This window comes from Streptomyces inusitatus, from assembly GCF_014651115.1.
GTDB lineage: Bacteria > Actinomycetota > Actinomycetes > Streptomycetales > Streptomycetaceae > Streptomyces > Streptomyces amakusaensis.
In genome coordinates, this window is the sequence record NZ_BMWG01000035.1 from 1 (window position 1) to 25,530 (window position 25,530).

Below are 25,530 nucleotides of genomic sequence, written 5' to 3' on the forward strand. Positions count from 1 at the left end.
GGATTGAACCAGTGACCTCTTCCGTGTCAGGGAAGCGCTCTCCCGCTGAGCTAATCGCGCGGGTCTCCAGACCCGGGGGGCCAGAGTCGAATCCTCTCGGATTCAGTGGACGATACTGGGATTGAACCAGTGACCTCTTCCGTGTCAGGGAAGCGCTCTCCCGCTGAGCTAATCGTCCTTGGAGGTGGAGACGGGATTTGAACCCGTGTAGACGGCTTTGCAGGCCGTTGCCTCGCCTCTCGGCCACTCCACCCGGAGTGTGGGGGTTCGGGAAGGATCCCCCACTTCGAGCGGACGACCAGGTTCGAACTGGCGACCTCAACCTTGGCAAGGTTGCGCTCTACCAACTGAGCTACGTCCGCTTGTCCATTTCCGTTCCGCTTGCGCTTCCCGGCGACGTGTTGAACTCTAGCGGATTCCTGAGCCAGCACAAAAACACGTTTCCGCAGCGTGCTGACGTGTGCCCGGGCCACGGCGGGGCGACGGGCGCTTCCGGGGCGCTCCCCGGACGGCCGCCGGGCGCGTATCCGTGCCGGTCATAGACTCGACAGCGTGCACGACCTCGCTCCTCTCGCCCGCTTCGGGCGTCTTGTCGCCACCGGCCTCCGGGATGTCACCAGCGACCCCGCGGCCCTCGACTCAGCCGGCTTCTGGGCCGTCTCCGCCACCTTCGAAGGGGGGCTGACCTGCGCGCGCTTCGCCGATGTCCGTACTGAACCGGTGCCCGCGCCGACCCCCGGTCGTTGGCGTGGACCCGCCAAAGGCGACTGGGCGTCATCGCTGGACCGCGCCGGGTACACAGCGGGCGTACGCCGCATACGCGAGCACATCGCGGCCGGCGAGGTCTATCAGGCCAATCTCTGCCGGGTGCTCTCCGCCCCGCTGCCCGAGGGCCCGGGCGCGGCCGATGTGGACGAGCTGACCGCGCTGCTGGCGCGGGGCAACCCGGCCCCCTACGCCGGAACGATTCGGCTGCCCTCCCACGGCGTCGAGATCGCGACCGCCTCGCCCGAGCTGTATCTGCGGCGGACCGGCACCCTGGTCGAGTCCGGGCCGATCAAGGGCACCGGCCGCACCGCCGACGATCTGCTGGCGAAGGACCACGCCGAGAACGTCATGATCGTCGACCTGGTCCGCAACGACCTGGGCCGGGTCTGCGCCACCGGAACCGTCACCGTCCCGGCGCTCTGCGCGATCGAGGCCCACCCCGGGCTGGTCCATCTGGTCTCGACCGTCCGGGGCGAGCTGGTCCCCGAGGAGGGCTGGCCCCGGCTCCTCGACGCCACCTTCCCGCCCGGATCGGTCACCGGAGCGCCCAAGTCCGCCGCGCTGACGATCATCGAGGCGCTGGAGACCGCGCCCCGGGGCCCGTACTGCGGAGGCATCGGCTGGGTCGACGCCGACCGCCGTACCGCGGAGCTGGCCGTCGGCATCCGCACCTTCTGGGTGGACCGCGCCACGGGCGCGGGCCCGGTGCTGCGATTCGGCACCGGAGCGGGGATCACCTGGGGCTCGGACCCGGACCGTGAGTGGGAGGAGACCGAGCTGAAGGCCGCCCGGCTGCTCGCGATAGCGTCGTCCCACGCGCGGGAGAACGCGGGCGTACGAGCATGAGGCAGACGGAAGGACCAGCCAGATGAAGCTTTGGGTCAACGGCGGACTCAGGGACGCGGACGATGCCAGGATCTCGGTGCTCGACCACGGCCTCACCGTCGGCGACGGCGTCTTCGAGACGGCGAAGGCCGTCGAGGGGCGGCCCTTCGCGCTCACCCTCCATCTGGAACGGCTGACCCGCTCCGCCCTCGGCCTCGGACTCCCCGAGCCCGACCACGACGAGGCGCGCCGCGCCTGCGCCGCCGTGCTCGACGCCAACCCGATGGCGCTCGGCAGGCTCCGGATCACCTACACCGGCGGCCTCTCCCCGCTCGGCTCCGAGCGCGGCACCGCGAGCCCCACCCTGGTCGTGGCGCTCGGCGAGGCCTCGCCCCGCCCCGACACCACGGCCGTGGTCACCGTCCCCTGGACCCGTAACGAGCACTCCGCGGTGGCCGGGCTGAAGACGACCTCGTACGCGGAGAACGTGGTCGCCCTCGCCAGGGCCGCCGCACACGGCGCGTCCGAGGCGCTCATGGCCAACACCGCCGGACGGCTCTGCGAGGGCACCGGCTCCAATGTCTTCATCGTCCTCGACGGCGAACTGCACACCCCGCCGCTGACCACCGGCTGCCTCGCGGGCATCACCCGCGCCCTGACCGTGCGCTGGACCGGGGCGAAGGAGACCGAGCTGCCCTTCGACGTCCTGGAGCGGGCCGACGAGGTCTTCCTCACCTCCAGCCTCCGCGATGTCCAGGCCGTCCACCGGATCGACGGGCGGGCGCTCACGGACGCGCCGGGACCGGTGACCGCCAAGGCCATGCGGATCTTCGAGGAGCGCGCCGGGGCCGACCGGGACCCGGCCCTCGGCTGACCGAGGTCCGCCGGCCACTCCGGTAAAACCGCGTGACGTACGGCCGTACGGCAGGTAGAACACCCCTGATGACCACCACCCTGCGGCCGACCGGGCCGCTTCAGCAGGAGGCGGCCGGCGTGCGCTCGCGCCGCTACGAGGTCTGCGACAACAGCCGTCCCGTCGGGACGATCGAGATCGCCACCTTCCCCTCGCTCGGCCCGGCGGCCGGCACCGTCCGCTCGCTCCGGATCGACGAGGCCGACCGCCGCCGGGGCCGGGGGACCGTTGCCGTCCTCGCCGCCGAAGAGGTGCTGCGCGGCTGGGGCTGTGACCAGGTACGGGTCTCCGTGCCCCCGGAGGCCGCCGGAGCGGCCGCCCTCGCCGGGGTCCTCGGCTACACCGAGCGAAGCCGCAACATGGTCAAGACCCTCCCGGCGCTGCCGCCCCCGCTGCCGGACGGGACCCGGGCCCGCCCGATGAACGACGCCGAGTTCGCCCTCTGGTGGGAGGAGGGCCTGCGCTCCTACGCGCGGAGCTGGTCCGAGCAGGGACTGACCCCCGCCGAGGCCCTCGCCAAGGCCGAGGCCGACCGCGCCGCCGGACTCCCCGCCGGCCGTGCCACGGCCGGCGTCCGGCTGGAGGTCCTGGAACACCACGGCGTGCCCGTCGGCCTTCTCTACCTCGGCCTCCGCGAGGCGCTGCCCGGCGAGACGGGCGCGTACGTCTACGACGTGGAGGTCCCCGAGGAGCACCGCGGCCGGGGCCACGGCCGCTCCCTGCTCCTCCTCGCCGAGCGCCTCGCCCTGGAGACCGGGGCACGGCTGCTGGGGCTCCATGTCTTCGCGGACAACGCCCCGGCGCTCGGGCTCTACACCTCGCTCGGCCACCGCACGACGGCGATCCACTTCTCCAAGCGGCTGCTCTAGGCCGTGTCCTCGAAAGCGGGGATCAGCCTTCGAGGAGGCGGTCCGCGATCTCCTCGATACGGCCGCGCAGGCCCTCCTGGCTGACGCCGCCGTCGAGGCGCTCGTCGCCGATGACATAGGTCGGGGTGCCGGTGACGCCGATCGCCTTGCCCTCGGCCTGGTCGGCGTCGACCATCAGCATGTGCCGGCCGTCGATGAGGGCGGTGTCGAACTCCTCGGCGTCCAGGCCCAGTTCGCGCGCGGTCTCCAGGAGGACCGGCTCGCCGCGCTCGCGCAGCTCCGTCACCCGCGCCAGCAGCGCCTCATGGAACTCCCGGCCGCTGCCCTGGTCGGCGGCCTCCTCCGCGGCCTGGGCGGCGGCGTAGGAGTGCTTGTTCTTCTCCAGGGGGAAGTGCCGCAGCCGTACGTCGAGCCGGTCGCCGTAGCGCTCGCGCAGGGCGCGGATGTCGTCGAGGGCGGTGAGGCAGTCGGGGCACGAGAGGTCGCACCAGACGTCGAGTACGGCGGTGCGGCCGGTGGTGGAGTCGTTCATGGGCCCAGTCTCCCAGCCGGGGCCGGGCCCGGCCGACCGGCCCGGCGGCGGGCCGGGACCTGGGGATGATCTCGCCCCGGAGATATCCCTGAGGTGGGTGGGGGCCGTGGCCCCGAGGGTGTCCGCCGGTGCAGGATGGAAGGGACGTAACCGCTCATGCCCGTCACAGCCTGGAGGACCGGATGATTGCCGAGACCATATGTGCCGCGGCGTCGGTGGCAGGGCTGGGCGTCGCGGGGATCACCGCGTACCGCAAGCGCTTCCTCGCCGCCGCCCGGATCGCCGCCTACGCGCTGGTGCCGCTCGGCCTGGTGCTGACCGGCGCGGTCCAGTGGGTCGTGGACACCGCCTTCAGCCCCACGGCCTGGATCGGCTTCGGCCTGCTGGGCGGGGCGTGGGCGCTGTTCATGACCGTCCGGGCCGTCGAGCGGCGCTCGGGAGTCGGCCGCAAGGACCGCAAGGCCGCCGCCAAGGCGGCCCGGCGCGAGGCGGTCGCCCCGGCGGCCTCCGCGCCCTCCCTCGGCCGGGGCGCTCGCGGCGCCGCCGAGCCCGCCGCGCGGCCCAAGGCTTCCGGCTCCGGCTCCGGCGCGGGCGAGGACTTCAGCGACATCGAGGCGATCCTCAAGAAGCACGGAATCTGAGACGACCCCGCCGGAGCCGCCCCGGAGCGGCTCCGCCCCACCTGGGGGAACGCGGAAGTGTGACGAACTCCGTGTAACGCGGCGCGTGTTGGGCGATCACGGTGCCGGACACTGCGTCATCATCGCCCCGAGATGCTCGATACCTCCAGGGGCGATGCCCCCGCACCCACGAATGAGCCGCGAGGCTGTCTCTTCGCGCTCTCCCAGCCACCCCTGATGATCTTTCTGACGGTGATCGGAGTGCTGCTGCTCATGGCGGCCGTCCATGACCTCTTTCCGCTGTGAGGGCCCGGACGGCGGCCTCGCCCCGTCGGCGGTTCTCAGCCGGCCGCCTCCCGGCGGCGCGCCCGGTAGGCGGCCACATGCAGCCGGTTCCCGCAGGTGCGGCTGGAGCAGTAGCGGCGCGAGCGGTTACGGGAGAGATCGACGAAAGCACGGCCGCAGTCCGGGGCCTCGCACCGCCGCAGCCTCTCCCGCTCGCCCGCGACGACGATGAACGCCAGCGCCATGCCGCCGTCGGCCGCGACATGGTCGGCGACCGAGGCGCCCGGCGCGAAGTAGTGCACATGCCAGTCATAGCCGTCGTGGTCGGTCAGCTGGGGGGTGGTGCCCGCCGCCGCCACCAGATCGTTGAGCAGCGCGGCGGCGATCGCGCTGTCGACCGCCGCGAAGACCGCCGCGAATCGGGTGCGTACGTCGCGTACCGCTTTCAGATCCCGGGGATTCAGCTCGCCGACATCACTGAAGTCATGTCTGCGAACGAATTCGGCCAATGCGTCGAGATCGGCCAGTCCATCCGTCTGATCTCCGTCCGGTGCGGTGTTCACCAGATCGATGACCGCCTCAAGGGCATATCTGGTGTCGTGGGGGATCAGCACGATTCGCTCCCTGGCCTGCTTGCGGACCGGTGCCCGCCGAATTGCGCTGACTCTAGCGGCTCGTGGCCAAGCGTATCGGCGTCGTCACCGCGCTGGAATGCGCGATGGCGACGCCGATGGGTTCACCCTGTGAGGTTGTCCGCGATGAACGGCTGATCGCCGTATGCGGCTGTGCGCGCGGCGCCGTCTCCCCGAGTAGGACGGCGCCGTGCGGCTCCCGGTCTGGCTCAGCTCTCCGCCAGGATGTGCGAGAGCTCCGTGTCCAGATCGAAGTGGCGATGCTCGGTGCCCGGTGGCACCGCGGCATCGGTTCGCTTGAGGAACGACTCCAGGGCCCGCGCCGGGGCTTCGAGCAGGGCTTCGCCCTCCGGGGAGCTCAGCGCGATGCAGACGACTCCCTGGCCATGACTGCGCGATGGCCAGACTCTGACGTCGCCCGTGCCGGTGGGCCGATGGAGGCCCTCCGCGAGAAGGTCGCGGGCGAAGACCCATTCGACCGTCTCCTCGGCTCCGGTGTGGAAGGTGGCGTGCACGGCATAGGGATCGGCCGTGTCATACCGCAGGCCCGCGGGTACAGGCAGTGAAGACTCGCTCGATACAACGAGGCGCAGGTGCAGCTCGCAGCTGACCGTGGTGTTCATAAGCGCCAGGGCCTTTCGCTCAGTGTGCGCTCGGGGATTCGCACGTCGGCGAAATCGACATGCCACCTACGGTGCCGTTGTAAACCCCTCTGAGGGTTTTGGGTGTCTTTAGGTACCCCTAACGGCGGAGTGATTGTTCGTTCCCTGGGACCATTCCGGTGACTGCGCTCCGTCAGGTAGATTTGCCGCCATGAACACGGGGAGTAACGGCACGGAGGTCGCGATGGCGATCGACGGCGACAGGTCGGCCGAGGGTGAGCGGGTGACGGTGGACAAGGACGAGCAGGAGACCGAGAGGCCGCTCGGCTCGCGCGCGCCCGCCTACATCAAAGCGCGGAAGACCCTGCATCTGAGCTGGCAGGTCGGCGTCTTCGTGGTCGGGCTCGCGGTGGTCTCCGCGGGCGTGGCCATGCTGGTGCTGCCCGGCCCCGGCTGGGTCGTGATCTTCGGTGGCATGGCGATCTGGGCGACCGAGTTCGTCTGGGCCCAGCTGGTGCTGCGCTGGACCAAGCGCAAGGTCAGCGAGGCCGCCCAGCGGGCGCTCGACCCCAGGGTCCGGCGGCGGAACATCATCCTCACCACCATCGGCGTGGTGATCTGCGCGGTGCTGGCCGGGATCTACCTCTGGAAGTTCGGCATCACCCTGCCGTGGAAGATCGAATCCTGACCCGAAACGGGTCCGGGGCACCTGCTGACATGGGGTAATGTTTGCGGTGCGCCCGGGCGATTAGCTCAGCGGGAGAGCGCTTCGTTCACACCGAAGAGGTCACTGGTTCGATCCCAGTATCGCCCACATGTTCGAGGGTCGAGCGGTTCGCGAAAGCGGACGCTCGACCCTCGTCGTATGTGCCCAACGCCCCGGGACCCAGCGGTCCCGGGGCCTTCGGCATTCAGGCCTGTCCCGGCCTTTCCGGCCCGGTCAGCGCATCCGGCCCAGCCGCTCCCGCAGCCGCCGCGCGTTCCGCAGCCGCTGCTCATAGGTCGCGCCGACCGCCAGCAGCAGCAGTCCCGCCAGCGCGGGCGGGGCCCAGCGGGGAAGCGCGCCGACCGCCTGGACCACATACGGGGCCAGCTCGTGCAGCGCGTCCAGCGCCAGCACCACCCCGCCGATCAGCAGCGGGGCCCGCAGCCGCCACCGGGCCCCGGCGAGCGTCACCGCCAGCGCGGCGAGCCCCAGGAGCAGCGGACGCACCCAGTGGGCGTCCCCCCAGGCCGCCACGAGGCTCGGCGCCAGGGTCACGGCCAGTCCGGGCCCGTACGCCGTCCAGGACGACGCCGAGGGGTCCCCGCGGCGGCGCAGCGCACCCACGGCGAGCGCCGGGAGCGTCACCGGCAGGGTGTACGCCTCGGGGGTGACCACGTCGGAGGCGTACAGCCGCGCCCAGGCGGCCAGCACCCACAGCACCACGGCGACCGGGGCGGCCGCCCGGCGGCGGTCCGCGCGCAGCGCGGTGCCCGCGGCGATCACCCCGCCCAGCGCGAGCACCAGGGCGAGCGTCGCCGCGTCGCCCTGGGCGAGCGCGACGGCGAGCAGCCCCGCCCCGGCCCCCGCGCACTCCGTCGGGAGCGCCACGGGATGCCCGCCGCCCAGCCGGGCGGCGAGCAGTGCCGCACCGGCCGGCACGGCGAGCAGCAGCGGCGCCGTCTGCTGCGGCGCGAGGCCGGCCGCCGCCGCGACGGCGAGGAGCAGCGCCGTCGCCAGGGCCGTGGCGGCGCAGCCGAGCACTCCCCGTACGGCCCGCCCGGCGCCGGGCCGGGCTGCCGCCAGGGCCGTGGCGGCGAGCAGCGCCCCCAGCACGGCGAAGGTCGCCGGACGGGCCGCCGACGAGAGGACCGCCACGCTCGTCCCCCCGGCGAGAGCGCAGCCGAGGGCGGCCCAGGCCGCCGGGCGGCCCGCCGCCCGCGCGGCGACCGTGAGCGCGGCGACGGTCAGCGCCGTCTGGAACGCGGCCGTCGCGGCGAATCCCGCGCCCACCGCGCCCGGAGCGAGGAACAGCGCGGCCCAGCCGAGCCCGCCCGCCGTCCCCGGGGCCGCCGCCCGCCACTTCGGCCCCACCGCGTACGGCAGGGGCGACCGGGTGGCCGCCGCGACCGCCGCCGCCAGGATCAGCAGCGAGACCGCGGCCGCGGGCAGCACACCGGCCGGCAGCCCCCCGGCCGGGCCCGCGGGGGCGTCGGGCCCGGGGCCCGCCCAGGCGTCCGGCAGCACGGCCACCGGCCCGGCGAGTACGAGGAGCAGCGGCGGCACGGCCGCGAGCAGGGCCAGCGCGTGGACCGTCGCCGAGGCCGCCGCGAGCCCGTGCGACAGCCCGCGCGGTGTACGCGCCCGTACCCCGGGCGTCACGACGGCGCACAGCAGCGCCACCGCGCCGAGCAGATAGGCCGGTACCGCCCAGCCTCCGGGGGCCGCCGTGCGCACCACCGCGCCGACGCCCGCCAGCAGCGCGAGACCCCCGACGGCCGACACGGCCATGGCCGCGGACGGCAGCCGCCAGGCGGCGAACAGCGCCACGGCGGCGGACGCCGCCAGCAGCGCGGCGGGCCCGGCCGCCTCGGCCGGGGAACCGGCCATCAGCGACGGGAAGACCCCGTGCACCAGCGCCAGAGCGCCCGTCACCGAGCCACCCGCCGCGGCGAGGGCCCGTACGCCCGGGCTCGTCGCCCGGATCAGGACAACCACGTCGAACAGGGCCGTGCCCAGCAGCGCCCACCCCGGCGACGGCGCGGGACCGGCCGTCGCCGACCAGAGCACCAGCGGCAGTTGGGCCGCCGCGACCGCCGCCGGCAGCGGGGCGCGCAGCCGCTTCGCGACCCGCCCGTACCCCGCCCAGACCGCGGCCAGCGCCGCCGAGGCCCACGCCGCGTACGCCAGCGCGCCGACGTCCGGCAGCGCCACCCGGTGCAGTGCGTAGGCGTCCAGCACCAGCAGCGCCAGGCCGAGCGCGGCCACCGACTCCGCGGTGGCGGCGAGCCCCCGGCGCAGCAGCGCGAGCGGCCCGGCGAGCGCGGCGGCCGTCACGGCGGCCAGTACGGCCGAGCGCCCGCCGATTCCCATGCGGCCCCAGCCGACCAGGGTGAACGCGACCGCCGCGATCGTCAGCAGCAGCCCGCCCAGGACGAGCAGGACGTTCCGCGCGCTCGGCGACGAGGTCTCGGCGGGGCGGATCGTTTCCGCGGAGAGGGCCCGTCCGAGGGCCGGTCCGCCGGCCGCCGGCTGCCGGAGCACGGAGACCAGCCAGGCCCGGCGGGCCAGCAGCCGGTCCCGGTGGGCGTCCAGCCGCACCAGCTCGCGATCGAGAAGCACCAGCTCCTCGGCGGGCGGCGGCGGATGGGGCGGAAAGTTCGTCATGTCCGGATGGTGTCCGCCGCCCCGTTCGCGCGGCATCGGCGCGGATACTCAGACCGGACTGAGTACCCCCAGTGGGGCCCCGCCGGGAGGAGAATCGGGCGATGAACTGGTGCCACTACCGATTCCGCACCGTCTGGGAGCTGCCCGCCGCGCCCGCCGCCGTCTTCGCGGCCCTCGAACGCGCCGAGGACTACCCCCTCTGGTGGCCCCAGGTCCGTGAGGTCGCCCCCCTCGGCCCGGACAGCGGCACCGCCCGCTTCCGCTCCTTTCTGCCGTACGAACTCCGCGTCACCGTCCGGGCGCTGAGACACGACCCGGCGGCCGGAGTGCTGGAGATCGCTCTCTCGGGCGATCTGGCGGGATGGGCGCGGTGGACGCTGTCGGCGCACGGCACCGGCACCCGGGTGCTGTACGAACAGGAGACCGAGGTCGACAGGCCCCTGCTGCGGCTGCTGGCGCTGCCGGGCCGCCCGCTCTTCCGCGCCAACCACGCCCTCATGATGCGCGCGGGCCGCCGGGGCCTCGACGCCCGTCTCCGCGGGCACCCCCGCGAGATTTGAAGGCGGGGCGCACGGCCCTGTATGGTTCAGTCCGTTCCCGGGCGATTAGCTCAGTGGGAGAGCGCTTCGTTCACACCGAAGAGGTCACTGGTTCGAACCCAGTATCGCCCACCCGGGAGAGGCCGGTCCGTCGTCGACGGACCGGCCTTCGCGTTTCCCCGCCACCTGAACGGGACCTTTGGGCCGAGCCTGTCGGCTCAGGCGGCGGCCCGCAGTTCGGGACGGAGCGGCCACGCCGGATCCACCGGCTCCGCCGTGCCGCCCCGGGCGAACCAGGTCTGGAGCCCGCGCGCCTGCGCCGCGTGCCACACCGCCTGCAAGGTGTGCAGCTCCGCCGCCGACAGCCGCTCCATCCGCGCCGCGAACCGCCGGCCCACCGCCCGGGTCACCTCCAGCGCCGCCAGCGCGTCGGCCGCCCCGTCCCGCTCCTCGGCCAGCTCCACCTCGTACTGCTCGCACAGATCGGCCAGCGTACGGCTGCCCTTGCGGTAGCGGTCCAGATGGCGGTCCAGCACCCAGGGATCCAGCACACACAGCGAGACATTCTCCAGATAGCGGCCGAGCGAGGCCGCCCGATGGCGGCGCAGCTCGCGGTCGAGGACCGTCAGCGCGAACGGCGCGTTCAGCACCACCAGCGGGCGGGCGGCGGCGCACTGCTCGGCCAGCGCCCTGCCGACCTCCTCCATCACCGGCGCGGGCCAACGGCCGTGACACCGCAGCCGCTCCTCGGTCAGCCCGTGCGCCGCGGTCGCCTCGGGAGGCACCGGAACACCGGGATGGACCAGCCACCGGGTGACGCGCGGCCGTCCCCCCGCCGTGTCCTGGACCACGATCGAGACCGAGATTATTCGGTCCTCCTCGACATCGGTCCCGGTCGTCTCGGTGTCGAACGCGGTCAATGGGCCCTCGTACCAGAGCGTCATCCCCGAACCCCCAGGTCGTGTCTGACGGATGGCGACATCCTCCGCCGAATCGGTGATACCCGCGCCGTTTGCCGCGTACGCCGGGCGGTGACAACACAGATGACGGACCCCACAGCTGACGACCCGTCCGGAGCCATCAGACACCCCCTGATCCGCCCCGTCCCGGAAGGCACCCAGAGCCATGGCGCTCCCCCTGCCCGAAGACCCGCTCCGGCGGCCGGATCCCGCCGGGGTCGACCCCGCCGCCCTCGGCGCGCTGCTGGACCGGCACGGCTGGCGGCGGCGCGGTGGGGCCCCGGGGAGATACGCACACTGGACCCCGCCCGGCCGCACCACCGGCGGGGCCGGGCTGCTCGTCCCGGAGAGCCGGTCCCTGCCCGGCTGCACGGATCTGCTCGGCGCCGCCCTCACCGAGCTGGCCCGCAGCGCCGCCCCCTCCGCCCGTGAGGTCCTCCTCGGCCTGACCGTGCCCAGCGACGAGATCCACTGGTACCTGGACGCCCCCGGACAGCCGCCCGCCCCCGCCCCCGGGGCGGCGCAGGAGCGGCTGCGCTCGGCGGTGCGGCAGACGCTGATGGCCGGAGCGCTCGCGGCGCGCGGCCGCGCCGGGTACCACGGGGCCCGGCACCGCCGAGGTGCCCTGGACTCGCTGGGCGGGGTCCTGGTCTCGCCGGTGCGCGGCGGGCGCGCCCTCACCGCGTTCCTCCCGGTCGACACGGCGCGCACGGTCACCGTCGGGCTGCACCACGCGCTGCGCGCGACCCGGGAGGCCGTCGACCGCAGACGGGCCACCGGCGACATGGAGGCCTTCGACGCGGCGGTGGCGCGCGGGGTGAGCCGGGAGCTGACCGAGGCGGTCATCGCGCTGGTGCGCGGCTCGCAGGGGGCCCGGATAGCGCTGGAGTGGTCGCCCGCCGCCCCGCCGCCCGAGGGCTGCCCGCCCCGGAGCGAGCCGGTCGAATTCACCCCCGGCGATCTGCCCGCGCTCCGCGAGGCGGGCGCGCGCTATCTGCGGGACGAGCCCTCCGTGGCCGTACGGCTCACGGGCACGGTGGTCCGGCTGCGCCGCGCGGGCCCGGCCGGGCCCGGGACCGTACGGCTGAGAGTGCTGTCGGGGGCCGAGGTGCCCTTCGTCCGCGCGGCCCTGGAGGACGAGGCCTACGGCACGGCCGGCCGCGCCCATCTCGCCGGGGTGCCCGTCCGGGTGTCGGGGCGGCTGGAGAGCCGGGGCGGCTTCCGGCGGCTCACCGACGCCACCGGGATGCAACCGCTCCACGGCCCGGCGGGCGACGCTCCGGCCGACCTTCCGGCCGACCGCCACTCCGAGACGTACGTGCACACGGAGGTCTGCGGAGAGCTGTGGGAGGACGACTGCTACGAGGACGACGGGGCGGACGAGCCCGGCCGCCCCGGCGACGGCGGCTGACGGGCGGGCGGCCGGGCACGGGCGGACACGGCCGGGCCCGGGCCGGGCGCACGGCCCCCGCGGAACAACCGTTTCGCGGGCGGCCCCCTTCGCTCGGTACGATTCAGACGCGCGCAGTGACCGCTGGCGCACCCCATCAGTCAGGAGAGACCGGTGTCAGACGTCCGTGTGATCATCCAACGCGATTCCGAGCAGCGGGAAGAGCGCGTGGTGACCACGGGCACGACGGCGGCCGAACTCTTCCCCGGCGAGCGCACCGTCGTCGCCGCCCGGATCGCGGGCGAGCTGAAGGACCTCACGTACCAGGTGCGGGACGGCGAGGAGATCGAGCCCGTCGAGATCTCCTCACCCGACGGCCTCGACATCCTGCGCCACTCCACCGCGCATGTCATGGCGCAGGCCGTGCAGGAGCTGTTCCCCGAGGCCAAGCTCGGCATCGGCCCGCCGGTCAAGGACGGCTTCTACTACGACTTCGACGTCGAGAAGCCGTTCACGCCCGAGGATCTCAAGGCCATCGAGAAGAAGATGCAGGAGATCCAGAAGCGCGGCCAGAAGTTCTCCCGCCGGGTGGTGAGCGACGAGGCCGCCCGCGAGGAGCTGGCGGACGAGCCGTACAAGCTGGAGCTGATCGGCCTCAAGGGCTCGGCCTCCAGCGACGACGGCGCGGACGTCGAGGTGGGCGCCGGCGAGCTGACGATCTACGACAACCTGGACGCCAAGACCGGCGACCTGTGCTGGAAGGACCTCTGCCGGGGTCCGCACCTGCCCACCACCCGCAACATCCCCGCCTTCAAGCTGATGCGCAACGCGGCCGCCTACTGGCGCGGCAGCGAGAAGAACCCGATGCTCCAGCGGATCTACGGCACCGCCTGGCCGTCGAAGGACGAGCTGAAGGCGCACCTCGACTTCCTCGCCGAGGCCGAGAAGCGCGACCACCGCCGCCTCGGCACCGAGCTGGACCTCTTCTCCGTCCCCGACGAGATCGGCTCCGGCCTCGCCGTCTTCCACCCGCGCGGCGGCATCGTGCGCCGGGTCATGGAGGACTACTCGCGCCGCAGGCACGAGGAGGAAGGGTACGAGTTCGTCTACACCCCGCACGCCACCAAGGGCACGCTCTTCGAGAAGAGCGGCCACCTGGACTGGTACGCGGACGGCATGTACCCCCCCATGCAGCTCGACGGCGGCACGGACTACTACCTCAAGCCGATGAACTGCCCGATGCACAACCTGATCTTCGACGCCCGGGGGCGCTCCTACCGTGAGCTGCCGCTGCGCCTGTTCGAGTTCGGCACGGTCTACCGGCACGAGAAGTCCGGCGTGGTCCACGGTCTGACCCGCGCCCGGGGCTTCACCCAGGACGACGCGCACATCTACTGCACCCGTGAGCAGATGGCGGAGGAGCTGGACCGCACGCTCACCTTCGTCCTCAATCTGCTCCGCGACTACGGTCTGACCGACTTCTATCTGGAGCTGTCCACCAAGGACCCGGAGAAGTACGTCGGCTCGGACGAGGTCTGGGAGGAGGCCACCGAGGTGCTGCGCCAGGTGGCCGAGAAGCAGGGCCTCCCGCTCACCCCCGACCCGGGCGGCGCGGCCTTCTACGGTCCCAAGATCTCGGTGCAGGCGCGCGACGCCATCGGCCGGACCTGGCAGATGTCGACCGTGCAGCTCGACTTCAACCTGCCCGAGCTGTTCCACCTGGAGTACACCGCGCCCGACGGCTCGCGCCAGCAGCCGGTGATGATCCACCGCGCGCTCTTCGGCTCGATCGAGCGGTTCTTCGCCGTCCTGCTGGAGCACTACGCGGGCGCCATGCCGCCGTGGCTGGCCCCGGTGCAGGCGGTCGGCATCCCGATCGGCGACGCCCACGTCGAGTACCTCCAGGAGTTCGCCGCCGAGGCGAGGAAGAAGCGTCTGCGGGTCGAGGTCGACGCCTCCTCCGACCGGATGCAGAAGAAGATCCGCAACCACCAGAAGATGAAGGTCCCCTTCATGATCATCGTTGGTGACGAGGACATGAACGCGGGCACGGTCTCCTTCCGCTACCGCGACGGTTCGCAGGAGAACGGCATCCCGCGCGACCAGGCCCTGGCGAAGCTCGCCCAGGTCGTCGAGGACCGCGTCCAGGTCTGATCCGCCGGACCGGCTCCACAGCCGCTCAGAAGGCCCCCGGGGAGCTCCCCGGGGGCCTTCTGTCCTCCTCCAGCGTGAAGGACTGGATCAGCCACGAGGAGAACGACCCCGTCACCGCCCCCAGCAGCGCCAGCCCCCCGGCCATCATCACCGTCGCCACCACCCGGCCCTTCGGGGTCACCGGGGCGACATCCCCGTACCCGACCGTCGTCAGCGTCGAGCAGGCCCACCACACCGAGTCCCCGAACGTCCGGATCGTGGCCCCCGGCGCTCCGCGCTCCTCGGCGTAGACCGTGAGCGCGCCCGCGAAGCCCAGCAGCACCGCCGACATCCCGGCGTACGCGATCACCCGGGCGTACAGCGAGAGCCGGGCATGGGCGTGGCGGTGCCGGACCGACTCGTAGATCCGCATGATCCGCAGCGGGCGCAGCAGCGGCAGCAGCACCACGAGCGCGTCCAGCGGATGGCGCCGGACATAGCCGGGGCCCTGGCCGCTCAGCCGCCACTGCACCAGATAGTCCACGAGGAACAGCGCCCAGGACGCGTAGGTCACCGCCAGCAGGGCGTCCCGCCAGCCCTCGGGCAGCCCCTCGGCCAGCACTCTGACCGCGTAACAGCCCAGAAAGGCCACCGACGCCGCGAACAGCGGGACTTCCATGCGCCGGCGCCAGCTCCACAGCCGGCTCTCTTCGCCCAGCTCTTCGTCCACTGCTTCGTCCATCGCCCCAGCATCGCCGGGGCCGGGGAGCCCGCCCCCGGCGACACGCTCCCCGGGGGCGAAGCCATATGCTGCACAGCATGACGAGTGAGCCGGAGCAGCAGATCGGAGTGGGAACGCCCGACGCGTTCCAGCGCCTGTGGACGCCCCACCGGATGGCGTACATCCAGGGGGAGAACAAGCCGAGCGGGCCCGAGGCCGGTGACGGCTGCCCCTTCTGCTCCATCCCCGCGAAGTCGGACGAGGACGGGCTGGTGATCGCGCGCGGTTCCTCCGTGTACGCGGTGCTCAACCTCTACCCGTACAACGGCGGGCATCTCATGGTGGTGCCCTTCCGGCACGTCGCCGACTACACCGAGCTGGACGAGAGCGAGACCGCCGAGCTGGCGGTCTTCACCAAGCGGGCGATGACCGCGCTGCGGGCCGCCTCGGGGGCGCACGGCTTCAACATCGGGATGAACCAGGGCGTCTCGGCGGGTGCGGGCATCGCCGCGCATCTGCATCAGCACATCGTCCCGAGATGGGGCGGGGACACCAACTTCATGCCCGTCGTCGGCCACACCAAGGTGCTGCCGCAGCTCCTCGCGGACACCAGGGCGATGCTCGCCGACGCCTGGCCCCGCGCGTAACCTCTCAGCGGCCGTACGCACGACGCCCCGGGCGGGAGAATCTCCGCCCGGGGCGTCGTGCCACCGTCCGTCATCCGTTACGCGTCTAGGCGTCGTACAGATCCGCCTTCTTGGGGGCCGGGTCCTGCACCGCGCCGCTCACGGCCATCGAACGGCCCGCGAAGCGGTCGGTGTCCACGCCGTTCTCCTCCAGCACCCGCAGCGCCGCCGCGTGCGCCACCCGCAGTACGGGGGTGGCCGCGCGCATCGCGTCGTCGGCCATGAACCGGTGCCGCCAGGGCTTCTCCGCCCAGGCGTGCCGCAGCCCGAACGGCTCGGGCAGCGCCAGCTTGCCGCCGAGGAACTCCAGCAGCGGCGGGTACCAGGTGAGGGGCGCGCGCACCATCAGCCGGACCACCTCGCGGGTCTCCACCAGGGGCAGGGTCCGGGTCCGGGTCTCCCAGAAGCGGATGGTCTTGTTGACCGTGACCGTCTTCGGGGATGACTTGGTGGTGAAGAAGCCGTGCACCGGGCCGAGCGCGTGCCCGGTGACCTCGACGCGCAGGGTCTCGTGGAGCACCGTCACGGTGATCATCATGGTGATCACCAGCTGGCCGTCCCAGAGGGTGAACTGCACGCCCAGATAGTGCCGGTCGCCGCTGCCGAACTGCTGATGGTTGCAGATGCGCTGTATTTCATGGCCCTTGATCTGGAACGACTCCACCTCCTGGCCCTCCGGCCGGGACACCGAGCCGGCGTTCTCGCCGACCGGGGAGACGATCCAGTGCTTGACCGAAGGGGCGGGGAAACCCCCGGAGTTCAGCGGGCCGCGCTCCAGCAGCTTCAGCTTGTCGTGGATCGCCCTTATGACGTCCCAGCTGCGGAACTGGTTGATCTCCTTGCCCGGCACCTTGGAGACCAGCTCCTCGGCCATCTGCCAGCTGCCCCACCGGGTGCCCATGCCCAGTATCCCCTTGGGACCGGCGTAGAAGACCGAGTTGGAGCGCTGTTCGGCGCTCAGCTTCTCCAGCCCCTGGCGGAGCTGCTCGCGCGCCGAGTCATGGGGGCCGCCGGGCACCGTGTCGGGCGTCTTGGCCCCGATGCCGCCGCCGGAGAGCAGTCCGTCCCAGCGCTCCCGCAGATCCTTCGCGGTGGCCTCGCAGATCCGCCTGGCCAGCAGCCAGCCGATCACCGGGGCGACGATCATGCCGCGCAGGTAGTAGCCCCAGAAGCCGGTGAACGGCAGCCGGAGCAGCAGAATCAGGGCCAGCCCGCCGATGGCGACCAGCAGCAGGGTGCCGAGCGTCCCCGCGCGCTTGTTCGCGGAGCCCGCGATGGTCCGCCGGAGCTGGAAGACGCCCATCCACAGCAGCAGTCCGGGCAGGAAGAGCAGCCCGCACACCGCCATGATGACGCTCAGTTTGGTGTCCCGCTCCTTGCGGATGTGACTGGCCGCGAGGCAGTGCTCGACCACCGTCTGGGGGTCGGTGCCGAAGGACTGGATCAGCGCGCCGCGCGCGCCGCCGAGCATCCGCACCCGTACCGCGTTGGAGAACGCCTCACCGAGATTGGGTTCGAAGAGGGAGAACTTCCCCTTCTTCACCTCCGACTTGTGCCACTCGCTGTTGGCCTTGAGGATCTCCTCGGCCGGGCTGTCGCGGTACGCGGCCGAGGCCAGCGCATTCGTCGCCGCGGTCTGTCCCGCCGAGCCCATGAGCGGGACCTGTGCTCCGGGACTGAAATCGAAACCGTCGCTCGCCACTTACCGCCCCCAACATCGCCGCCTGCCGTCCGCTCTTGCGGCCTGTTCCCGACTGTCACGCCCCGTACACCTGCTGGGCTGGGGCATCTCAGGGTATCGGGGGCACGTCCCCGGCGTCATGGGAGTTGAGGAGCCGACCGGAATCGCCGCCCGCCCGTACGGGGGAGGGGCGGGCGGCGACCGCCGTGCGCCGGGGACGCGTTCGGGAGCGCGTCCCGGCGCGCGGAAGCGTTACCGGGGCGCGTTCCCGGCCTGTTCGCGCACCCGCTCGGCGATCTGCGGGGGCATCGGCTCATGACGGGCGTACGAGCGGCTGAAGCGGCCCGTGCCGTGGGAGACGGAGCGCAGATCGACCGCGTATCTGCCGATCTCGATCTCCGGCACCTCGGCCCGCACCACGGTCCGAGCCCCGGTGGACTGCTCGGTGCCGACGACCCGGCCGCGCCGCCCCGACAGATCGCTCATCACCTGCCCGACGTACTCGTCCGGGACCGTCACCTCGACCTCGGCCACCGGCTCCAGCAGCTGGATCGAGCAGTCGGCCGCCGCCTCCCGCAGCGCCAGCGCGCCCGCCGTCTGGAAGGCGGCGTCGGAGGAGTCCACCGAGTGCGCCTTGCCGTCGAGGAGCGTGATCCGCACATCCACCAGCGGATGCCCGGCGGCGAGCCCGCGCGCCGCCTGGGCGCGCACCCCCTTCTCGACGGAGGGGATGAACTGCCGGGGCACCGCCCCGCCCACCACCTTGTCCACGAACTCGATGCCCGACCCGGCGGGCAGCGGCTCCACCTCGATCTCGCAGATCGCGTACTGCCCGTGCCCGCCGGACTGCTTCACATGCCGCCCGCGCCCGGCCGCCCGCCCGCCGAAGGTCTCCCGCAGCGGCACCAGGTGCGGGACGACGTCGACCTGGACGCCGAAGCGGCCGCGCAGCCGCTCCAGCGCCACATCGGCGTGGGCCTCGCCCAGACACCAGAGCACCACCTGGCGCGTCGCCCGGTTCTGCTCCAGGCGCATTGTCGGATCCTCGGCGACCAGCCGGGCCAGCCCCTGCGAGAGCCGGTCCTCGTCCGCCTTGCTGTGCGCCTGGAGCGCCAGCGGCAGCAGCGGATCGGGCATCGCCCAGGCCGCCATCAGCAGCGGGTCGTCCCTGGCGGAGAGGGTGTCGCCGGTCTCCGCGCGCGAGAGCCTGGCGACGGCGGCGAGATCCCCGGCGACGGCCCGGTCCAGCGGCCGCTGGTGCTTGCCGAAGGGCGAGGAGAGCGCGCCCACCCGCTCGTCCACATCATGGTCCTCGTGGCCCCGGTCGGCGAGCCCGTGCCCGGAGACATGCACCGTCTCGTCCGGGCGCAGGGTGCCGGAGAAGACGCGCACCAGGGAGATCCGGCCCACATACGGATCGGACGCGGTCTTCACCACCTCGGCCACCAGCGGACCCTCGGGGTCGCAGCTCACCCTGGCGCGCGGCGCGCCCTCCGGGGTGGTGACGAGGGGGCACTCGGGCTCCAGCGGGCTGGGGAAGCCGCCGGTGATCAGCTCCAGCAGCTCGACCGTGCCCAGCCCTTGCCGCGCGCCCTCGGCCGCCGGTGCCGCCGCGAGCACCGGGTGGAAGACGCCCCGGGCCACGGCCTTCTCCAGATCGGCGATCAGGGTGGAGAGATCGATGTCCGCGCCGTCGAGATAGCGGTCCATGAGCGTCTCGTCCTCGCTCTCCGCGATGATCCCCTCGATCAGCCGGTCCCGGGCCTTCGCGATCAGCGGGGCCTGCTCCGGATCGGGCGGGATCTCCTTCCGCTCCCCCGAGGAGTAGTCGAAGATCCGCCGGGACAGCAGCCCGACCAGCCCGGTCACCGGCGCGTGCCCGTCCGGGCCGGGGCTCCCGTACTGCGGCAGATACAGCGGCAGCACCGCGTCCGGGTCGTCCCGGCCGAAGATCTCCCCGCAGACACGGGTCAGCTCCTCGTAGCCGGTCCGCGCGGTCTCCAGATGGGTGACGACGATCGCGCGCGGCATGCCGACCGCCGCGCACTCCTCCCACACCGCCCGGGTCGCGCTCGCCACCGCCCCCGCGTCCTGCGCCGCCGACACCACGAAGAGGGCCGCGTCCGCCGCGCGCAGACCGGCCCGCAGCTCCCCGACGAAGTCGGCGTACCCCGGGGTGTCCAGCAGATTGATCTTGTACCCGGCCCATTCGACCGGGACGAGCGAGAGCTGTACGGAACGCTGCTGACGGTGCTCGATCTCGTCGTAGTCGGAGACCGTCGCGCCGTCCTCGACCCGGCCCGCCCGGTTCAGCGCGCCCGCCGTGAGCGCGAGAGCCTCGGTCAGGGTGGTCTTGCCGGCACCGCTGTGGCCGACCAGCACCACATTCCGTACGGATGAGGGCTGGTCGGCCGCTCTTGCCCTGCCGGCGGCCCCGGGGTGTGCGTGCGCCTTGTCGCCCATGGTCTGTGCCTCCCGATCGATCCGGTCGATTGCCCGCGGCGGAGGGTGCGAGGAGAGGGGTCGCGGGCGCGGGCACATCCGCGCGGATGACCTCCGGACGGGGTCGCGGAGCCGTGGACGCGGTCTCCGGACGGCGTCCCGGGGCGGCTCCGCCGCTGCCCGCGATCGTCTTCTGTCCGAGCTTCCAGCTTCCGGTCGTCCTTCGAGCTTTCCACTCGGCCCGGGACCCGTCCATACGTCGCGCGGCACCGCGCGGATGTACGAGCGGCCCCGGCGCGCCTCGGGTCCCGGCGGTGGACCGCCCCGGTCCTGGCTACGATGGGCCAGCCGGTGGCCAATGGGGCCACACGGCCCACCGAACCTCGGGAAGGCCATGCTGAACAAGTACGCGCGTGCATTCTTCACGCGTGTCCTCACACCGTTCGCCGCATTTCTGCTCCGCCGTGGAGTGAGCCCCGACGCGGTCACTCTCATCGGAACGGCCGGAGTGATGGCGGGTGCTTTGGTCTTCTTCCCCAGGGGAGAGTTCTTCTGGGGCACGATCGTCATCACGCTTTTCGTGTTCTCGGATCTGATCGACGGCAACATGGCGCGCCAGGCGGGCACCTCCAGCCCCTGGGGCGCCTTCCTCGACTCCACCCTCGACCGGGTCGCCGACGGAGCGATCTTCGGCGGCTTCGCGCTCTGGTACGCGGGCGAGGGCGACAACAACGTCCTCTGCGCGGTGTCGATCTTCTGCCTCGCGAGCGGCCAGGTCGTCTCGTACACCAAGGCCCGCGGCGAGGCGATCGGTCTGCCGGTCGCCGTCAACGGTCTGATCGAGCGCGCCGAGCGCCTGGTGATCTCGCTGGTCGCCGCCGGTGTCGCCGGTCTGGGCGCCTTCGGGGTGCCCGGAGTGGACGTACTGCTCCCGATCGCCCTGTGGATCGTCGCCATCGGCAGCGCGGTGACCCTGGGACAGCGGGTCGTGACCGTCCGCCGGGAGTCCGCCGAAGCCGCGGCCGCGGCTGAGGCCGCCGGTGCGGGTGCGGGTGCTGGTGCCGCCGGTTCCGCCGCCCAGAGCGAGACCGAGGCGACATGAGCGCCGCGCGCGACCGTCTCATGGACGGGCTGTACGGAGTGGGCTGGGGCGCGGTCAAGAAGCTGCCCGAGCCCGTCGCCTCCGCCCTCGGCCGCAAGATCGCGGACACCGCGTGGAAGCGGCGCGGCCAGGGAGTGCTCCGATTGGAGTCCAACCTCGCCCGCGTCGTCCCGGACGCCGGGCCCGAGCGCCTCGCCGAGCTGTCCCGCGCCGGGATGCGCTCCTACATGCGGTACTGGATGGAGTCCTTCCGGCTGCCCTCCTGGAGCGCCGACAAGGTCCGCGACAACGTGGACATCAAGGGCGCCCACCATCTGACGGACGGCCTCGCCGCCGGCCGGGGCGTCATCGTCGCCCTGCCGCACCTGGCCAACTGGGACCTCGCGGGCGTCTGGGTCACCCGGACCCTCGGCATCCCCTTCACCACCGTCGCCGAACGGCTGAAGCCGGAATCGCTGTACGACCGCTTCGTGGCCTACCGCGAGAGCCTGGGCATGGAGGTGCTGCCCCATGCGGGCGGCGCGGCCTTCGGCACCCTGGCCCGCCGGCTCCGCTCCGGCGGCCTGATCTGTCTGGTCGCCGACCGCGACCTCTCGTCCTCGGGCGTCGAGGTCGACTACTTCGGCGAGCGCACCCGTATGCCCGCCGGACCCGCGCTGCTCGCCCAGCACACCGGCGCGCTGCTGCTGCCGGTCACCCTCTGGTACGGCGAGGAGCCCGTGCTGCACGGTGAGATCCACCCGCCCCTGGAGATACCCGCCGAGGGCACCAGGGCGGAGCGCACGTCGGCCATGACCCAGGCCCTCGCCGGCGTCTACGCCCAGGGGGTCGCCGAACACCCGGAGGACTGGCACATGCTCCAGCGGCTGTGGCTCGCGGACCTGGAACCCCGGGCCGGGGAGGATCGCACATGAGGATCGGCATCGTCTGCCCGTACTCCTGGGACGTGCCCGGCGGCGTCCAGTTCCACATCAGGGACCTCGCCGACCATCTGATCCGGCTCGGCCACGAGGTCTCCGTGCTCGCCCCGGCCGACGACGAGACCCCGCTGCCGCCGTTCGTGGTCTCGGCGGGCCGCGCCGTGCCCGTCCCGTACAACGGCTCGGTCGCCCGGCTCAATTTCGGCTTCCTCTCGGCCGCCCGCGTCAGACGCTGGCTCCACGACGGCACCTTCGACGTCATCCACATCCACGAGCCCACCTCGCCCTCGCTCGGACTGCTCGCCTGCTGGGCCGCGCAGGGCCCCATCGTGGCCACCTTCCACACCTCCAACCCGCGCTCCCGCGCCATGATCGCCGCGTATCCGATCCTCCAGCCCGCCCTGGAGAAGATCAGCGCCCGGATCGCGGTCAGCGAGTACGCCCGGCGCACCCTCGTCGAACACCTCGGCGGCGACGCGGTGGTCATCCCCAACGGCGTCGACGTCGGCTTCTTCGACCGGGTCGAGCCCAAGCCGGAGTGGCAGGGCGACACCATCGGCTTCATCGGCCGGATCGACGAGCCCCGCAAGGGCCTCCCCGTCCTCATGCGCGCGCTCCCCGCGATCCTCGCCGCCCGCCCCGCCACCCGGCTCCTCGTCGCGGGCCGGGGCGACGAGGAGGAGGCGGTCGCCGCCCTGCCCAAGGAGATGCGCTCCCGCGTGGAATTCCTCGGCATGGTCAGCGACGAGGACAAGGCCCGGCTGCTGCGCAGCGTCGACGTCTACGTCGCCCCCAACACCGGCGGCGAGAGCTTCGGCATCATCCTCGTGGAGGCGATGTCCGCGGGCGCCCCCGTCCTCGCCAGCGACCTCGACGCCTTCACCCAGGTCCTCGACCAGGGCGCGGCCGGCGAACTCTTCGCCAACGAGGACGCCGACGCCCTCGCCGCCGCCGCCCTCCGCCTCCTCGACGACCCCGCCCGCCGCGCCGAACTCCGCGCCCGCGGCAGCGCCCACGTCCGCCGCTTCGACTGGTCCACCGTCGGCGCCGACATCCTCTCCGTCTACGAAACCGTCACCGACGGCACCACCTCCGTCGCCACCGACGACCGCCCCTCCTTCCGCACCCGCTTCGGCCTCGCCAGAAACTGACCACGTCAATTCAAGCCCCGCTGGGGGTCCCCCCGGCGAAGCCAGGGGGAGATTGAGGCGCGGGGTTCGGGGCGGCGCCCCGACCACAAACCGAAACCCACCCCCCCTACCCCGGTACCCTTACCCGCCGTGACCGCAACGCTCATCTGGACCCTCGCCGCCCTCCTCACCATCGGCCTCTACCTCAGCTGGACCGCCGGCCGCCTCGACCGCCTCCACACTCGTATCGACGCCGCCCGCGCCGCCCTCGACGCCCAGCTGCTGCGCCGTGCGTCGGTCACCCAGGAACTCGCCACCGCCGGAGTGCTCGACCCCGCCGCCTCGATCGTGCTGTACGAGGCCGCGCACGCCGCCCGGCAGGCCGAGGAGGAGCAGCGCGAGGTCGCCGAGAGCGAGCTGAGCGCCGCACTGAGAGCCGTCTTCGAGGAGGCCGCGCAGGTGGAGGCCGTACGCCAGGTCCCCGGCGGCGAGGACGCCACCCTGGAGCTGGCGCAGGCCGTCCGCCGTGTCCCGATGGCCCGGCGCTTCCACAACGACGCGGTGCGCGCCGCCCGCGCGCTGCGCCGCCACCGCAAGGTCCGCTGGTTCCGGCTGGCCGGCCACGCACCCTTCCCGCTGGCCTTCGAGATGGACGACGAGCCCCCGACCGCGCTGGCGGACCGCCCCGGCAGCTGATCGGGGCCGGAAAGCGGCCGGCGCCCCCGGGAGTCGACAAAACGATCCACCGCCTATTCATTGGCCCTTGCTGTGGACTGGTCCGCGGATGTTCCATCGGTTACGCACCGCAACACCGGGCGCATCCTTATCCCCATCCCCATGAGTGAGGTCTCTCCGTGTCCAGCACGCTCATCCCCACCCCGCAGCCCGCCGACGGCCCGGCGACCGGCACCGCCCGCGTCAAGCGAGGCATGGCCGAGCAGCTCAAGGGCGGCGTCATCATGGACGTGGTCAACGCCGAGCAGGCGAAGATCGCCGAGGACGCGGGAGCCGTCGCCGTGATGGCCCTGGAGCGCGTCCCCGCCGACATCCGCAAGGACGGCGGAGTGGCCCGGATGTCGGACCCGAACATGATCGAGGAGATCATCGAGGCGGTCTCCATCCCCGTGATGGCCAAGTCCCGCATCGGCCACTTCGTGGAGGCCCAGGTCCTCCAGTCCCTCGGCGTCGACTACATCGACGAGTCCGAGGTGCTGACCCCCGCCGACGAGGTCAACCACTCCGACAAGTGGGCCTTCACCACCCCCTTCGTCTGCGGCGCCACCAACCTCGGAGAGGCCCTGCGCCGCATCGCCGAGGGCGCGGCCATGATCCGCTCCAAGGGCGAGGCCGGCACCGGCAATGTCGTGGAGGCCGTCCGCCACCTGCGCCAGATCAAGAACGAGATCGCCCGGCTGCGCGGCTACGACAACAACGAGCTGTTCGCCGCCGCCAAGGAGCTGCGAGCCCCCTACGAGCTGGTCAAGGAGGTCTCCGAGCTGGGCAAGCTGCCGGTGGTCCTCTTCTCGGCCGGCGGTGTCGCCACCCCCGCCGACGCCGCGCTGATGCGCCAGCTCGGCGCCGAGGGCGTCTTCGTCGGATCCGGCATCTTCAAGTCCGGCGACCCGGCCAAGCGCGCCGCCGCCATCGTGAAGGCCACCACCTTCTACGACGACCCCAAGATCATCGCGGATGCCTCCCGCAACCTGGGCGAGGCCATGGTCGGCATCAACTGCGACACCCTCCCCGAGTCCGAGCGCTACGCCAACCGGGGCTGGTGATGACCGCTCCCGGCACCCCCCGTATCGGGGTTCTCGCCCTCCAGGGCGATGTACGGGAGCACTTGGCCGCCCTGACCGCGGCGGGAGCCGCGGCCGGGCCGGTCAGACGCCCCGGGGAGCTGGCCGAGGTCGACGGCCTGGTGATCCCCGGCGGGGAGTCCACCACCATCTCCAAACTGGCCGCCCTCTTCGGCATGACGGAACCGCTGCGTGAGCGGATCGCCGCCGGAATGCCCGTCTACGGCAGCTGCGCCGGCCTGATCATGCTCGCCGACAAGATCCTCGACCCCCGCTCGGGGCAGGAGACCTTCGGCGGCATCGACATGATCGTCCGCCGCAACGCCTTCGGCCGCCAGAACGAGTCCTTCGAGGCCGCGGTGGAACTGGCCGGTGTGCCCGGCGGCCCGGTGGAGGGCGTCTTCATCCGCGCCCCCTGGGTGGAGTCGGTGGGCGCGCCGGTCGAGGTGCTCGCCGAGCACCGCGGCCACATCGTCGCCGTACGGCAGGGCAACGCCCTGGCGACGTCGTTCCACCCGGAGCTCACCGGGGACCACCGCGTCCACGGCCTCTTCGCGGAGATGGTGCGCGCCGCGGGATGACGCGCTCCCGGTAGGATCTCTGCCGAACGCAGCA

The 25,530-nt window shown here is 72.7% G+C and carries 24 protein-coding genes and 5 tRNA genes; 18 read left to right on the forward strand and 11 right to left on the reverse strand.

Going from position 1 to position 25,530, the window contains the following annotated elements:
- Positions 1 to 106 precede the first annotated feature (106 nt).
- The 3 genes from IE247_RS32105 to IE247_RS32115 all read right to left on the reverse strand — a co-directional run bounded on the left by IE247_RS32105 (position 107) and on the right by IE247_RS32115 (position 362).
- Positions 107 to 178, reverse strand: a tRNA-Val gene (locus tag IE247_RS32105).
- A gap of 1 nt (position 179) precedes the next feature.
- Positions 180 to 253, reverse strand: a tRNA-Cys gene (locus IE247_RS32110).
- Between the two features lie 36 nt (positions 254 to 289).
- A tRNA-Gly gene (locus IE247_RS32115) sits at positions 290 to 362 on the reverse strand.
- Positions 363 to 552: 190 nt separating this feature from the next.
- Between IE247_RS32115 and IE247_RS32120 the strand changes: the two genes are divergently transcribed.
- From IE247_RS32120 to IE247_RS32130, 3 genes are all read left to right on the forward strand, one after another.
- On the forward strand, positions 553 to 1,614 hold the full coding sequence (locus IE247_RS32120; protein WP_190126886.1) for a chorismate-binding protein: 1,062 nt from the start codon (positions 553 to 555) through the stop codon (positions 1,612 to 1,614).
- Positions 1,615 to 1,636: 22 nt separating this feature from the next.
- Positions 1,637 to 2,467, forward strand: a complete 831-nt coding sequence (locus tag IE247_RS32125) for an aminotransferase class IV (protein WP_190126887.1) — start codon at positions 1,637 to 1,639, stop codon at positions 2,465 to 2,467.
- A gap of 68 nt (positions 2,468 to 2,535) precedes the next feature.
- Complete coding sequence (locus IE247_RS32130) at positions 2,536 to 3,375, forward strand: GNAT family N-acetyltransferase (protein ID WP_190126888.1); 840 nt, start codon at positions 2,536 to 2,538, stop codon at positions 3,373 to 3,375.
- Between the two features lie 22 nt (positions 3,376 to 3,397).
- On the opposite strand, the gene IE247_RS32135 is transcribed toward IE247_RS32130, so the two are convergent.
- Entirely contained in the window at positions 3,398 to 3,907 is a 510-nt protein-coding gene (locus IE247_RS32135; protein ID WP_190126889.1) for a DsbA family protein, read from the reverse strand.
- Positions 3,908 to 4,089: 182 nt separating this feature from the next.
- Between IE247_RS32135 and IE247_RS32140 the strand changes: the two genes are divergently transcribed.
- Positions 4,090 to 4,548, forward strand: coding sequence for a hypothetical protein (locus tag IE247_RS32140; protein ID WP_190126890.1), 459 nt, complete (start codon positions 4,090 to 4,092; stop codon positions 4,546 to 4,548).
- A gap of 132 nt (positions 4,549 to 4,680) precedes the next feature.
- The gene (locus tag IE247_RS32145; RefSeq protein WP_190126891.1) at positions 4,681 to 4,833 is read left to right on the forward strand and encodes a hypothetical protein; all 153 of its coding nucleotides are present in this window, start codon (positions 4,681 to 4,683) and stop codon (positions 4,831 to 4,833) included.
- Between the two features lie 35 nt (positions 4,834 to 4,868).
- Here the strand turns inward: IE247_RS32145 and IE247_RS32150 are convergent, their stop codons facing one another.
- Both IE247_RS32150 and IE247_RS32155 read right to left on the reverse strand, forming a co-directional pair.
- Positions 4,869 to 5,426 carry a CGNR zinc finger domain-containing protein gene (locus IE247_RS32150; protein WP_190126892.1) on the reverse strand — a complete coding sequence of 186 codons (558 nt, stop codon included), beginning with the start codon at positions 5,424 to 5,426 and terminating at the stop codon, positions 4,869 to 4,871.
- Positions 5,427 to 5,653: 227 nt separating this feature from the next.
- Complete coding sequence (locus IE247_RS32155) at positions 5,654 to 6,067, reverse strand: SsgA family sporulation/cell division regulator (RefSeq protein WP_003959770.1); 414 nt, start codon at positions 6,065 to 6,067, stop codon at positions 5,654 to 5,656.
- Between the two features lie 190 nt (positions 6,068 to 6,257).
- On the opposite strand from IE247_RS32155, the gene IE247_RS32160 reads away from it, so the two are divergent.
- The gene (locus IE247_RS32160; RefSeq protein WP_190126893.1) at positions 6,258 to 6,734 is read left to right on the forward strand and encodes a TIGR02611 family protein; all 477 of its coding nucleotides are present in this window, start codon (positions 6,258 to 6,260) and stop codon (positions 6,732 to 6,734) included.
- A gap of 54 nt (positions 6,735 to 6,788) precedes the next feature.
- Positions 6,789 to 6,860, forward strand: a tRNA-Val gene (locus tag IE247_RS32165).
- 126 nt (positions 6,861 to 6,986) lie between these two features.
- Here IE247_RS32165 and IE247_RS32170 read toward each other — a convergent pair.
- Complete coding sequence (locus IE247_RS32170; protein WP_190126894.1) at positions 6,987 to 9,416, reverse strand: SCO7613 C-terminal domain-containing membrane protein; 2,430 nt, start codon at positions 9,414 to 9,416, stop codon at positions 6,987 to 6,989.
- Positions 9,417 to 9,517: 101 nt separating this feature from the next.
- On the opposite strand from IE247_RS32170, the gene IE247_RS32175 reads away from it, so the two are divergent.
- A complete protein-coding gene (locus IE247_RS32175) occupies positions 9,518 to 9,976 on the forward strand; it encodes an SRPBCC family protein (protein ID WP_190126895.1) in 459 nt (152 codons plus the stop codon).
- Between the two features lie 39 nt (positions 9,977 to 10,015).
- A tRNA-Val gene (locus IE247_RS32180) sits at positions 10,016 to 10,087 on the forward strand.
- Positions 10,088 to 10,173: 86 nt separating this feature from the next.
- Here the strand turns inward: IE247_RS32180 and IE247_RS32185 are convergent.
- The gene (locus IE247_RS32185; RefSeq protein ID WP_190126896.1) at positions 10,174 to 10,899 is read right to left on the reverse strand and encodes an exonuclease domain-containing protein; all 726 of its coding nucleotides are present in this window, start codon (positions 10,897 to 10,899) and stop codon (positions 10,174 to 10,176) included.
- Between the two features lie 181 nt (positions 10,900 to 11,080).
- Here IE247_RS32185 and IE247_RS32190 point away from each other — a divergent pair, with 181 nt between their 5' ends.
- Together IE247_RS32190 and thrS are read left to right on the forward strand one after the other, a co-directional pair.
- Positions 11,081 to 12,325, forward strand: coding sequence for a hypothetical protein (locus IE247_RS32190; RefSeq protein ID WP_229869499.1), 1,245 nt, complete (start codon positions 11,081 to 11,083; stop codon positions 12,323 to 12,325).
- A gap of 153 nt (positions 12,326 to 12,478) precedes the next feature.
- On the forward strand, positions 12,479 to 14,458 hold the full coding sequence (thrS, locus tag IE247_RS32195; RefSeq protein WP_190126897.1) for a threonine--tRNA ligase: 1,980 nt from the start codon (positions 12,479 to 12,481) through the stop codon (positions 14,456 to 14,458).
- 25 nt (positions 14,459 to 14,483) lie between these two features.
- Here thrS and IE247_RS32200 read toward each other — a convergent pair whose 3' ends face one another.
- A complete protein-coding gene (locus tag IE247_RS32200) occupies positions 14,484 to 15,179 on the reverse strand; it encodes a potassium channel family protein (protein WP_190126898.1) in 696 nt (231 codons plus the stop codon).
- Between the two features lie 65 nt (positions 15,180 to 15,244).
- On the opposite strand from IE247_RS32200, the gene IE247_RS32205 reads away from it, so the two are divergent.
- Complete coding sequence (locus IE247_RS32205) at positions 15,245 to 15,805, forward strand: HIT family protein (RefSeq protein WP_190126899.1); 561 nt, start codon at positions 15,245 to 15,247, stop codon at positions 15,803 to 15,805.
- 85 nt (positions 15,806 to 15,890) lie between these two features.
- Here the strand turns inward: IE247_RS32205 and IE247_RS32210 are convergent, their stop codons facing one another.
- Both IE247_RS32210 and IE247_RS32215 read right to left on the reverse strand, forming a co-directional pair.
- Entirely contained in the window at positions 15,891 to 17,546 is a 1,656-nt protein-coding gene (locus IE247_RS32210) for an AbeC-like domain-containing protein (RefSeq protein WP_190126900.1), read from the reverse strand.
- A gap of 231 nt (positions 17,547 to 17,777) precedes the next feature.
- Positions 17,778 to 19,988: an elongation factor G-like protein EF-G2 gene (locus IE247_RS32215; RefSeq protein WP_190126901.1), complete on the reverse strand. Its 2,211-nt coding sequence runs from the start codon at positions 19,986 to 19,988 to the stop codon at positions 17,778 to 17,780.
- 373 nt (positions 19,989 to 20,361) lie between these two features.
- Here IE247_RS32215 and pgsA point away from each other — a divergent pair, with 373 nt between their 5' ends.
- The 6 genes from pgsA (at position 20,362) to pdxT (ending at position 25,496) form a co-directional block, all read left to right on the forward strand.
- Complete coding sequence (pgsA, locus tag IE247_RS32220) at positions 20,362 to 21,069, forward strand: phosphatidylinositol phosphate synthase (protein ID WP_190126902.1); 708 nt, start codon at positions 20,362 to 20,364, stop codon at positions 21,067 to 21,069.
- Positions 21,066 to 21,983, forward strand: a complete 918-nt coding sequence (locus IE247_RS32225) for a phosphatidylinositol mannoside acyltransferase (RefSeq protein ID WP_190126903.1) — start codon at positions 21,066 to 21,068, stop codon at positions 21,981 to 21,983. Before pgsA ends, IE247_RS32225 begins: the two co-directional genes overlap by 4 nt.
- Complete coding sequence (locus IE247_RS32230) at positions 21,980 to 23,140, forward strand: glycosyltransferase family 4 protein (RefSeq protein ID WP_190126904.1); 1,161 nt, start codon at positions 21,980 to 21,982, stop codon at positions 23,138 to 23,140. The genes IE247_RS32225 and IE247_RS32230 overlap by 4 nt, the downstream gene beginning before the upstream one ends.
- Before the next feature lie 129 nt (positions 23,141 to 23,269).
- The gene (locus tag IE247_RS32235; RefSeq protein WP_190126905.1) at positions 23,270 to 23,815 is read left to right on the forward strand and encodes a hypothetical protein; all 546 of its coding nucleotides are present in this window, start codon (positions 23,270 to 23,272) and stop codon (positions 23,813 to 23,815) included.
- A gap of 158 nt (positions 23,816 to 23,973) precedes the next feature.
- Positions 23,974 to 24,897: a pyridoxal 5'-phosphate synthase lyase subunit PdxS gene (pdxS, locus tag IE247_RS32240; protein ID WP_190126906.1), complete on the forward strand. Its 924-nt coding sequence runs from the start codon at positions 23,974 to 23,976 to the stop codon at positions 24,895 to 24,897.
- On the forward strand, positions 24,897 to 25,496 hold the full coding sequence (gene pdxT, locus IE247_RS32245) for a pyridoxal 5'-phosphate synthase glutaminase subunit PdxT (RefSeq protein WP_190126907.1): 600 nt from the start codon (positions 24,897 to 24,899) through the stop codon (positions 25,494 to 25,496). Before pdxS ends, pdxT begins: the two co-directional genes overlap by 1 nt.
- Positions 25,497 to 25,530 lie beyond the last annotated feature (34 nt).